Genomic DNA, 10,752 nt, shown 5'->3' on the forward strand with positions numbered 1-10,752 from the left:
CTCCGGAAACGATTACCTATATCAAGAAAATGGCAAGCATAGTTCCCAACCTGGACAAGTACACCGCTCTGGAACTGGAGTGCGATACGGAGGCGCTGCTCTTTTCCGGTTCAGAGAGGAAAAAGCTCATGAACTATTTCATGGAATCCCTGAAAAACCGTAAATGCCGAGAAACTTACCCCTGAAAACGTTTATATCGCATCCCACTCGCTGTCCGGCGATGCGAAATCGCGGAGCTGATCCCTTCTTTTTTTGTGCTGCAGCTTTTTTAGCGCCTTTGCCTCTATCTGCCTGATGCGCTCACGGGTTACCCCCATCATTTCGCCGACCTCTTCAAGGGTGAACGGTCCGTAATTGCAGGCTACCCAAGTGCAATTATAATGTGTTTCACTTTTCAGATACCAGTCGCACGTGGATTCCGGGCACACTGCAGCGATTACGCATCCGTTTTTCTTGCATTTATAAATATCTTCCAAGACATCAGCCTCCTTGAGTTAGCGTAACTGGGAAAATAAGGATTCGGTTGTTGTTTGTCAATGATTAAAAACATTAAATTACAGCTTACGGCAGCCGGGGCCGCTCAGGCTGCTGCGCCCGCCCGCTTCGGGGGCGATCTGAATTTGGGTGGCGATGCGCTCCTTCAAGGCGGCGACGTGGGAGATGACGCCGATGAGCTTGCCTTCCTGATGAAGCCCTGCCAGGGCCTCCAGCGCCATTTCCAGGGAATCTTCATCAAGGGCGCCGAATCCTTCATCGAGAAAAAGCGAATCAACATGGACATTTCGGCTGGCCATCCGGGAGAGTCCGAGGGCCAGGGCCAGGCTCACGATAAAGCTCTCGCCGCCGGAGAGATTCTTCGTGGAGCGGATTTCTCCGGCCTGATAATTGTCGATAACGTTCAGCTCCAGGGGTTGCCGCTCGTCGCGGATGAGAAGATACCGATCCGTCATCTCCCGAAGCTGGCGGTTGGCATAAACGGTCATTATCTCGAAGGTCAGTCCCTGGGCAAAGTTCCGAAACTTCTTCCCGTCTGCCGAACCGATCAGATCATGCAGCTCCTCCCAGCGGAGGGTTTCCGTCTTCTGAATCTCAATATTCCGCAGACGTTCCCTCTGACTGTTTTTATGCATTTCATTATCGGACAACTCTTTAATAATGCCGCCGATCTCCAGTCTTACCCGCTTGAGTTCGTCATCCCCGGCCCGGATTATTTCCGTGAGCGTTCCGGCGGTTTCTTCCGTCATTTTTTTCTCCCGTTCGGCGGCCAGGGAGGAAAGACGATCCTGCATGCGGGCCTCAAGCTCCGTTTTCTCCTGGAGCCGAATTTTTTCCTTTTCAGCAATCAACTCCCGTTCTTTTGCCGTCAGACGTGCGGAGAGGCAGTCTGCTTCGTCCGCAAATCCTGCGGCGGTAATCTTGCCCCGTAATTGTTCTTCCGCAACGGAGAGTTCCGGCGCCCGCCCGGCTGTTTTTTGTTGCCGCAGGGTGATTTTCTCTTTCAGGGAGCTGATCTCCTTTTCGATTTTTACCCAGTTTTCACGGGTATTTTCCAGATTTTTCATAGCCTGCGCCACGTCCGCCGCCCGCCTTTTTTCCTCCTCATCGGCGCTCTTTTCCCCGAATAATTCCCGGCGGGACTCCTGCAGCGAGGCATATTCCCCCATCAGGCGGTCGCCATCCGTTCGTTTAACGTCCAGCGCCTGTTTCAGACTGTCATGCAGAGTTTTATTCTTTTCAAGTACGACTTTAAGAGTCTCGACCTTCTTTTCCCGGCCGCTCTTTTCAATTTCCTTCGCTTGCCAGCCATCCCTGCGCCGTATCAACTCCTTCAAGATGACAGCGGGGTTGCCCGGGGGAATGCGGAGTATCCCGAACGGCTCGATGTCAGCAAGAAGCGAGGTCCTGATTTTTTCAAGCTCCTGTGCAAACGCGGCGTACTCTTTTGTTAGCCGTTCGCACTCGATGTTGGCGGCGGCCAGTTGGTGACGCGCTTCCTGAAGGGCTTTCTCCTCTCCTTCAAAGATCGTCCGGGTATTTTCCAGAGTGAGGCGGAGCGCCTTTCCCTGCCGCTCCCGCTCTTCTACCAGGCTGATAATTCTCCCTGTTTCCGAAATTTTTGTCTGGACGTCGCCAAGCCCTTCGCTAATCATTACAGGTATTTCCGATGGAAATACCTGTAATTTAAGTTTCTGCCGGATGTCGCTCCAGAGCTTTTGATCCTCAGCGAGGATTTTACTTTTTTCCGCTATTTCCTTTTTGACTTGCCGGATTTCCACCTCTGCCTTGATCCTGTCGGTCTCCAGCTTCCCGAGCAACTGAGCTGCCGCCTTCAACTCATCCTTCCGGTTTTTGAGCTTCGCCTCCGCTTCGTTCAAAACCGGGAGATTGCCCGTTGCGTAAGGGTGTTCGAGAGCTCCGCACAGCGGGCAGGGTCGGCCGTCCACGAGGCGCTGCCTCTCTTCCTCAAGGTCGCGGATACGGCAAAGAAGCGACACCTCCGTCTCGAGGGCAGCGAGCTCGTTTTCCAAAACGGTTTTCTGCTCGCCACGCAGGGCCGCCTCCGCCAGGATGTCGGCATGTCCTGCGTATAATGTTTCGCTGCTTGCCTGAAGCTGCTTGAGGATCGCGGCTGTCCGGTCGAGCCTTGTCAGCGTCTCTTCCGCCTGCAGCAGCAGATTGCCGCGTTCCTTGAGGCAATCCAGTTCAGCGTGCCATTGGCTCAGGTCGCGTTCCCCCAGGAGCGTCGTGATTTCTTCAGTCAGATTTTTCAGATCATTCTGATTTTTCATAAATTCCTGGCGGAATTTTTCATGTGCGACCTCCTTTTTCGCATACGCGGTGCGGGTTGATTCCTTACTTAGCACCGCCCGGGAGAGTTCTTTTGCCGCCTTTTCATATTTTGCCTCAGCCTCGTCAATGAGTGCGAAGCCCCGCTCGATGGCGCTGAGATTGGCCAGCAGCGCCGCGTCGGCGCCGTGTTTTGTCTGGTATTCCCGGATCGCTTCCAAAAAGGAATGGGCCTGAGTCAGTTCCTGTTTACCATTTTCCATACTGATTTCGCAGTCCTTTACCTTTGTTTCAGCATGGGCGATCTCCCGGTTGATTTCCGCAAGCCGCTTTACCTGCTCTTCTATGCGAACATCGAAGGCGCGGGCTTTTTTGATCAGTTCCCCTTCCGCAAGCTGGCGGATTTGGCTTTCCTTCAGCAGCTTCTCCGCGGCCAGCCTCGCTACGAGTGCCGCTGCGCCATCCTTCTCCTTTTCCGGCAGAATGGCCAGAGCTCCATGAAGTTCCGCTATCCCCAGCTTCTGCTGTTCCCGCAAGGCCGTTACGCCCCGGTAATCGCCTTCCAGTTCGAGAGCCAGGCGCGCCTTCTCCAGCCGGTGGGATTCCTGTGCAAACGACTGCTGGCGTTCATCGAACTCGCTTTTCTTTTTTCCCAGTTCAGCGAGTTCGTTTTCCAAAATCGCCATTCCCTCGAGCCAGGTCAAAGCCGTTGTCGTTTCTTTCATCTTTCCGGCCAGTTCTACTTCTTTATCCTGTTTGTTTTGCAGAAGATTGTGCAATTCCAGCTCTTCGTCTGCGCCAATTACCCGAAGCCCGTTCAGTTCCGCCTGCAGCAGCTCGATCTTTTTTAGTTCCGCCGCGCGGCGTTCGTGAACCTGCACGGAAATCCGGCTGTAGATTTCGGCGCCGGTAATCTGTTCGAGGATCGGGGAGCGTTCATCAGGCGAGGCATTGAGAAAGGCGGCAAACCCACCCTGGGCAAGGAGCATCGAACGGGTGAAACGGTTGAAATCCATGCCCGTTGCCTTTTCGATGAATTCGCTCACCTGAGTGATTCTGGATTCGATGAGCTGCCCGGAAACGGCGTCTGAAACCTCGTGTCTGGCCTGCTGTAATTCGCCGTCCGCCTTTTTGCGGGCGCGGCGCTGGCTCCAGTGGCAGCGGTAGCGACCCTTCGCGGTCTCAAAGGTCACCTCCGCGAAACATTCGCCGGTCTGGCGCGACATGATTTCGTTTCCGCCCTTCGTGACTTTGTCGAGGCGGGGAGTCCTTCCGTAAAGGGCAAGACAGATGGCGTCCATGACAGTCGTTTTTCCCGCGCCGGTCGGGCCGGTAATGGCAAAGATGCCGTTAGAACGATAAGCCGGATGGGTAAAATCGATCTGCCATTCGCCGGCCAGCGAATTGAGGTTTCTGAAGCGAATGCCGAGGATTCTCATGCATTTTTCTCCTATTCTGCCCGCGGGTCCTGCTCGTTTAAGGAGACGATGATTTCCCTGTAGGCGCTCAAAAGGGCTGGGCGCCGCTCAGTGGAAACATTGCGCGCTTCTAAGCAGCGTTCGAAAACTTCGGTTACGTCCAGGTCGCCCAGCGTTTCTGATCTGGTTTGCCTGCTCATGGCCTGCGAAAGCAGCCGGTTGTTCCTGACGCGGAGAATCTCGAGTTCCGACCCCGCGACGGTTTCGTCAAGGCGCGCCTGCAAATCAGCGGCGGCGGCGTCTCCCTCATAGATGATCTCTATCCAGGCGGCGCTCTTTTTTCCCTTCAGCTCTATGAGCTTGCGGGAAATGACGTCCCAGTTTCCCTTCAGGCTCCGCAATTCCTGAAAATGGGGCGCCGGAATTGTGGCAACGGTTGGTTTTCGTGCGGAGAGGTCCACGAGGACGACGCTCTTTTCCTGTTCGGCCTCCCCGAAGCCGATCGGCAGAGGCGAGCCGGAATAGCGGATGCAGTCGGAATCGCCCACCGTCTGCGGGATGTGGAGATGTCCGAGGGCCAGATAGTCTATAGCTTCGGGAAAGACATCCGTTCCGACATGGAGCAGCGAGCCAATGTAGAGCTCGCGCACCCCGTCGCCGTCAACGGTCTTGCCGCCGGCGGCGTACAGATGTCCCATCGCGACAATGGGCAGATCCCTGTTTAGTAAAGTGCGTTTTGCCTGGGCTGCGTCATAGACCATCCGGTAATGGGCTCTGATCCCGGCGATGATTTTTTGTTCCTTTTCTTCGACGCTTTCCCCGGCCTCGGCGGTGCGGATGTCCCGGTCCCGGAGATAGGGAACGGCGCAGACGATCAGCCGGGGCTCGTCATCCGGCCCCTTTATTACCACGATTTCATCGTCCGGCGACGCGGATGCGCACCCGACGACATGAATATTCAGGAACTTCAGGAGTTCCCGGGGGGCAGCCAAAAACGTCGGCGAATCATGATTCCCCGCCGTCACCACGACATGGCAATGCGGCGATGCGGCTACCCGGCAGAGGAAACGGTAATAGAGCTCCTGGGCATGGTTGCTGGGGGTGCTGTTGTCGAAGACGTCCCCCGCGACCAGCAGCAGGTTGATGTCCTCGCTTGCGATCAGCGCCGCCAGCCAGTCCAGAAACGCTTCGTATTCGTCGTACCGCGTACGTCCATAGAGGGCGCGGCCGATGTGCCAGTCAGAGGTGTGGATTATTTTCATATTTCCTTTCGAAATCAGCCGATTGCCGATGTTGAAGATATTGCGGACCGCGTGTATCTGTTTTTATCAATGATCAGGAAAAAGCAACGCTTTCGGGGCTACCGATTCCTGAATTCTGGCGTACGTTTCGCAAAGTTTGCAGAAACAGCCTCCAGTTGGTTGGCAGTTCCAATCAGGTTATTTTCAAGTTCAGACTCCATCAGCAGCCCCCGCGCTGAATTGCCATGCCAAACCTCATTTAACAGCTTTTTGGCGGAGCGTATGGCATCCGGGCTTTTAGAGGCAATTTCTTTGGCCAGGAGCATGGCCTCTTCATATGGCTTTTCACATACGTGGGTGACCAGTCGCAAGCGGGCTGCTTCTTCGCCCTTGATGATTTTTCCCGTGAAGATCAATTCCTTGGCCACATCAATAGGCAGCAGGTCGCGGATGGTCTGGGAAACGCTCATGTCCGGGATCAACCCCCATTTCATTTCCATGATGGAAAATTTAGCGTCGGGTGTGCAGAAACGGATATCGGCCCCCAGCGCGATCTGGCAGCCGCCGCCCAGCGCCACCCCGTGAATGGCTGCGATTACCGGCATGGGAAGCTGTTTCCATCCATAGGCAATGTACTGAAAAATATTAGTGATCCTGTCTTCGTATCGCTCCACGAGGCCAGGGAGTTTATTTCCCGCCTGGGACTGCAGCGCCGCGAAATTCTCCAGGTCAAGGCCAGCGCAAAAGCCTTTGCCTTCGCCAGACACCACAACCGCCCTAACCGCCGATTCCGCCTCCAGTCTCTTGATGGCGTTGGCGATGGCCTCAATCATATCAAAGCTTAAGGCATTATATTTATCAGGACGGTTGAAACGGACATCTGCTATATAGTTATCAATAGAAATGTTCACAAGTTCGGTCATGGTTCCTCCTTGGATGATTTAGCAGTTTTGCGAACAGAGAAAGCAGCTTGTTTTATGAATGGTTCCCATCATTGCTCCTTTTCTCCGGCATTGCAGCCTGATGTAAGATACGCGTTATGATGAGCGCGGGCGTCATGGCGCATCTTTTTTAATGTTATTCGATATTCCCCGATGGCGTCAAGTTTTTTGCGTAGAGTTTCTTACATCGAATTATAGAGAGGAAGCTTTTTCCAAGAAATGCTGATTATTGTGCCCGTTTTTGAGCGGGGACCATCTTTACTATAGGCAGAGGTGTTTTCTAAAGCAGGCTGGCGGGCTGGTGGTTTGAGGGAAAATACCGGTTGCGGTCTGGCCGCTTGGCATGCTACACGGCCGGATAAACGATTTATGCACGCATTTTTGAGTGAAAGGTAAAATTCAGGCAGCAAGGGGGCGCCGTGGCCAAAATAGTTAAAGAACTGCAGGGGAATATCGCGATCCTGACCTTGACGAACGGGGTTACAAACGCGATAAATCTCGAACTCGTGGAGGAGTTGTCAAAAAACATTCAGGAAATCAGCAAGGAAGCGCGTGGCCTGCTTTTGTGCGGTGGGGAAAAGTTTTTCTCCATCGGCTTTGACCTTCCGGCCCTGATAACAATGAACAGAGCGGAATTGTCTGATTTTTTTTATAAATTCAATGACCTTGCGCTTGATTTATACACACTGCCTTTTCCGTCTGCATGCGCCCTGGCCGGTCATGCGATTGCCGGCGGAAACATCCTTGCGCTTGTCTGCGATTACCGGTTTGCCTGCTCCGAAGCAAGAAAAACAGGGTTAAATGAAATCAGGCTGGGGCTTCCGGTTCCCTACCTCGCCGATATGATTTTGCGTCAGATCGTTGGTGATCGGGCGGCAACCGAAATGCTGTACGGCGGGGAGTTCATCTCTTTAACCGACGCAGCAGAGATTGGACTGATTGATGAAACATATCCGACGGAGCGGTTGAAAGCCGCCGCGCTGGAGAAAATCGCCGGACTTGCAACCCTCGACGCTCATGCGTTTTCCGCAGTAAAAACGAATCGGTTCGAAGAGATCAAGAACAATTACGAAAAAAACGGTCGGGTTAAAAATGAGTTTTTCATCGATTGCTGGTTTAGTGAAGCGACCCAGAAAACGCTCCTTGCTGCCGCCCGGAAATTTTGAAAATCGCAAATGCTGAATCTGCCCCGGTAATGCGTTAATATTTATATTAAAACAAATACAAATACATAACTATGAAAAAGCAAAAAGTTGTTATCCTCGTAAGCGGGGGAATGGATTCGGTAACAGCGCTCTATGACGCCTCTAAGAAATATCGCGTCATCTGCGGGATGAGCTTCGATTATGGCGCGAAACACAACGCCCGGGAGATTCCGTTTGCCGCATTTCACTGTCAGAAACTGCGAATACCCCATTTCGTCATTCCACTTGATTTCATTCGCGATATGTTCGCTTCAGACCTCCTTAAATCAGGCGGAGAGATCCCCGAGGGGCATTACGAAGAGGCAACGATGAAACAGACCGTGGTTCCGTTCCGCAACGGCATCATGATGGCGATCGCGGCGGGTTATGCCGAAAGCGCCGGGGCCGAGGGGATTGTAATTGCCGCGCACCTGGGGGACCATGCAATCTATCCGGACTGTCGGGAGGAGTTTATGGCTTCCATGGGGGAGGCGATTCGGCTGGGCACTTACAAGCAAATTGAGGTGATCCGTCCGTTCATTGCCATGAACAAGGCCCAGATCGCAAAACGGGGGAAGGAGCTGCGCGTGGACTTTTCTTATACCTGGTCATGCTACAAGGGGGGAGATATCCATTGCGGTCGCTGCGGAACCTGCGTGGAGCGCCGCGAGGCGTTCATCATTGCGGGGGTTAAGGATTTGACTGTTTATGCCCAAGAGGGGCCGCTTCCCGCCAAACCCGGCAATTAACGAAAGAAGACATGCGCATCTCAGAGACCTTTTATTCCCTGCAGGGCGAGGGAATTTTGACCGGCCAGCCTTCCGTTTTTATCCGCACGGCGGGCTGCAATCTTCACTGTCGCTGGTGCGACTCGGCATATGCGGCGCGGCAGGCCCGGGGGGAGGAGCGAACCATTGACAGCCTCGTTGCGGAGGTTCATCGTTATCCGACCAGATTCTGCGTAATTACGGGCGGTGAACCAATGCTGGCCGAAGGCATCCACGAGCTTGCCAAACGACTGGTTGCCTGCGGCCGGCATGTGACAATCGAAACGGCTGCCACGCTTGCCCCGGACGGAATTGCCTGTTCGCTTGCGTCTTTGAGCCCCAAACTTTCCAACTCGACGCCGGACGTGGGTGTTTCGGAGGCCGTCCGTATCAGACATGAAGCGCAGCGCCTGCAGCCTGATGCGCTCAGAGACTGGATTGACCATTATAATTATCAACTTAAATTCGTAGTCTGTTCACCTTCGGATATAGATGAAATACTGGATTTGCTGGAAAAACTGGGGAGAAACATTCCGCCAGAGCGGGTGCTTCTGATGCCGGAAGGCGTCGAGCCAGCCTCCCTGACAAGGGCTGCCGAAAATATAATTCCGGCCTGCAAGGAACACGGCTTCCGTTTCTGCGACCGATTGCAGATTCGGCTTTACGGAAACAAGAGGGGAACGTAGATATGACTTATCGCATCTGCAAGACCATCGAGATCGAGAGCGGACACATGCTTACCAAGCATCATGACAACTGCAAGTATCCGCACGGCCATTCCCGCCAGGTCGAACTTATTCTGGAAGCCGACGAGCTCGATGCAAACGACATGGTGTGTGATTTTTCGGTTTTGAAGATTGCCCTGAAGGGGTTTCTCGATTCTTTCGATCACGCCATGTGCATGAATACGAAAGATCCGCTTTATGAAACCTTCAAAAAAGCATACGGCGACAGGGTGATCGGCTTTGACGACACCGACCCCACGACGGAGGTGATCGCCAGGATGATATTTGCTCAAGCCCGGGAGGGTCTCGAAAAGTACGCCCGGGAAAAGGGGCAGCCCTATTTTCTGGCCAATGGGGTAAGGCTGGTTCGGGTGAGAGTCTGGGAAACATCGACCAGTTGGGCGGAGTTTGAACAATAAATCATTGAAAGACAGTCAGCCGTATATTTTTTGGAGGTTTTCATGTCGGAAGAGATGATGAGCACCAAGGAGCTTTCCAGTTATCTGAACATCCACGAAAAACAGATTTATGCGTTGATCCGTGTGGGCAGAATTCCGGCAACCAGGCTCACAGGAAAGTGGCTGTTTCCGAAAAAGGTAATCGATCAGTGGATAGAGGATAATTCGAAGGAGGGATTGGCACAGGTAAAAAAGAAAAGGGAGAGAATTGCCGGCGCCCTTTTGGCATCGGGCAGCAATGACCCTGTGCTTGACATCCTCCAGACCTGTCTGAGAAAGTCTCATCCGGAATTCTACATCTTTTCAGCGAATACCGGCAGCACGGAAGGGTTGGCAGCCCTTGACAAGGGTTTCACGGACATCGCCTGGTCGCATCTGTTTGATCCGGAAACGGGTGAATACAACGTCCCTTACCTTGCGAAACTGCTTCCCCATATCAGAGCGGTGGTTGTAAATCTTTTCTACCGGGAACTGGGATTTTTAACGGTTTCCGGCAATCCTCGCAAAATAAAGGGGTTTGCGGATCTGACGCGTCCGGACATCCGTTTTTTGAACCGGCAGGAAGGTTCCGGCACCCGCCTGCTCACTGATTTTCATCTGAAGAAACTGAATATTTCTCCCGGGTCTGTCGCCGGATATGATAACGATGTTTACACACACATGGAAACAGGGCTGGGCATTTTTTCCGGGGAGGTGGATACCGGCATTGCGACAAAAGCGGTGGCGAGCATTTTTAATCTCGATTTTATCCCGGTTGTCAAGGAACGTTTTGACATGATCTGTGATCAGTCGGTATTTTTTCAGCAGGGCGTTCAGGCGCTGGTCGCGGAACTGGAAGGGGATGTTTTTCGCAAACGCGTCGCCCATTTAGGAAGCTATGATTTCACAAACGCCGGGAAGATACTATATGCAATGGCATAAAAAACTGCCTTTGCTTGCATATTTAAGCCCTCCCCTCTTGCCATATCCCCCACGACAAGCCTCTATAGGGGGAAGCTTTACAAAAAAAGAGTTGTTATAATCAGCGCAATTGTTATATCAGTCAAATCCGTTTTGTGGAAATAAGCAGAGAGAACGTTTATTGATATGGCATGTATATTCATTAGAGGTAATTGCAAAACTCCCCATTCTTGTCATTCCCGCAACGATTCTGAGCGGGAATCTGGTTCTAACTGCTTGAAAAACCATATTCCCGATAGAGACATTCGGGAATGACAAATGGTTTTGCAAT

The 10,752-nt window shown here is 52.8% G+C and carries 11 protein-coding genes; 6 read left to right on the forward strand and 5 right to left on the reverse strand.

Annotated features, from left to right (window positions below):
• Window positions 1–185 (forward strand): hypothetical protein (locus M0P74_17355; protein MCK9365357.1); only part of this gene is annotated, 185 nt, incomplete at its 5' end.
• Between the two features lie 6 nt (window positions 186–191).
• On the opposite strand, the gene M0P74_17360 is transcribed toward M0P74_17355, so the two are convergent.
• The 4 genes from M0P74_17360 to M0P74_17375 form a co-directional block, all read right to left on the reverse strand.
• Window positions 192–476 carry a hypothetical protein gene (locus M0P74_17360; GenBank protein ID MCK9365358.1) on the reverse strand — a complete coding sequence of 95 codons (285 nt, stop codon included), beginning with the start codon at window positions 474–476 and terminating at the stop codon, window positions 192–194.
• A gap of 78 nt (window positions 477–554) precedes the next feature.
• Window positions 555–4,226: an AAA family ATPase gene (locus M0P74_17365; protein ID MCK9365359.1), complete on the reverse strand. Its 3,672-nt coding sequence runs from the start codon at window positions 4,224–4,226 to the stop codon at window positions 555–557.
• Between the two features lie 11 nt (window positions 4,227–4,237).
• Complete coding sequence (locus M0P74_17370; protein MCK9365360.1) at window positions 4,238–5,467, reverse strand: exonuclease SbcCD subunit D C-terminal domain-containing protein; 1,230 nt, start codon at window positions 5,465–5,467, stop codon at window positions 4,238–4,240.
• 98 nt (window positions 5,468–5,565) lie between these two features.
• On the reverse strand, window positions 5,566–6,369 hold the full coding sequence (locus M0P74_17375; protein ID MCK9365361.1) for a crotonase/enoyl-CoA hydratase family protein: 804 nt from the start codon (window positions 6,367–6,369) through the stop codon (window positions 5,566–5,568).
• A 437-nt stretch (window positions 6,370–6,806) separates the two neighbouring features.
• On the opposite strand from M0P74_17375, the gene M0P74_17380 reads away from it, so the two are divergent.
• The 5 genes from M0P74_17380 to M0P74_17400 all read left to right on the forward strand — a co-directional run bounded on the left by M0P74_17380 (window position 6,807) and on the right by M0P74_17400 (window position 10,442).
• Entirely contained in the window at window positions 6,807–7,553 is a 747-nt protein-coding gene (locus tag M0P74_17380; protein MCK9365362.1) for an enoyl-CoA hydratase/isomerase family protein, read from the forward strand.
• Window positions 7,554–7,663: 110 nt separating this feature from the next.
• Window positions 7,664–8,320: a 7-cyano-7-deazaguanine synthase QueC gene (gene queC / locus M0P74_17385; GenBank protein MCK9365363.1), complete on the forward strand. Its 657-nt coding sequence runs from the start codon at window positions 7,664–7,666 to the stop codon at window positions 8,318–8,320.
• 11 nt (window positions 8,321–8,331) lie between these two features.
• Window positions 8,332–9,024 carry a 7-carboxy-7-deazaguanine synthase QueE gene (locus tag M0P74_17390; protein MCK9365364.1) on the forward strand — a complete coding sequence of 231 codons (693 nt, stop codon included), beginning with the start codon at window positions 8,332–8,334 and terminating at the stop codon, window positions 9,022–9,024.
• Between the two features lie 2 nt (window positions 9,025–9,026).
• Entirely contained in the window at window positions 9,027–9,482 is a 456-nt protein-coding gene (locus M0P74_17395; protein MCK9365365.1) for a 6-carboxytetrahydropterin synthase, read from the forward strand.
• A 42-nt stretch (window positions 9,483–9,524) separates the two neighbouring features.
• Entirely contained in the window at window positions 9,525–10,442 is a 918-nt protein-coding gene (locus M0P74_17400) for a helix-turn-helix transcriptional regulator (GenBank protein MCK9365366.1), read from the forward strand.
• Between the two features lie 117 nt (window positions 10,443–10,559).
• Here the strand turns inward: M0P74_17400 and M0P74_17405 are convergent.
• Window positions 10,560–10,752: hypothetical protein (locus M0P74_17405; protein ID MCK9365367.1), on the reverse strand; the 193-nt coding region annotated here is incomplete at its 5' end.

It is taken from the genome of Syntrophales bacterium, from assembly GCA_023229765.1.
Taxonomy (GTDB): domain Bacteria; phylum Desulfobacterota; class Syntrophia; order Syntrophales; family UBA5619; genus DYTH01.

What these genes read in the sequence shown, in the direction of transcription:
- M0P74_17365 (MCK9365359.1), bottom strand. Translation starts at nt 4,226, where the DNA reads ATGAGAATCCTCGGCATTCGCTTCAGAAACCTCAATTCGCTGGCCGGC.
- M0P74_17370 (MCK9365360.1), bottom strand. Translation starts at nt 5,467, where the DNA reads ATGAAAATAATCCACACCTCTGACTGGCACATCGGCCGCGCCCTCTAT.
- M0P74_17375 (MCK9365361.1), bottom strand. Translation starts at nt 6,369, where the DNA reads ATGACCGAACTTGTGAACATTTCTATTGATAACTATATAGCAGATGTC.
- queC (MCK9365363.1), top strand. Translation starts at nt 7,664, where the DNA reads ATGGATTCGGTAACAGCGCTCTATGACGCCTCTAAGAAATATCGCGTC.
- M0P74_17390 (MCK9365364.1), top strand. Translation starts at nt 8,332, where the DNA reads ATGCGCATCTCAGAGACCTTTTATTCCCTGCAGGGCGAGGGAATTTTG.
- M0P74_17395 (MCK9365365.1), top strand. Translation starts at nt 9,027, where the DNA reads ATGACTTATCGCATCTGCAAGACCATCGAGATCGAGAGCGGACACATG.
- M0P74_17400 (MCK9365366.1), top strand. Translation starts at nt 9,525, where the DNA reads ATGTCGGAAGAGATGATGAGCACCAAGGAGCTTTCCAGTTATCTGAAC.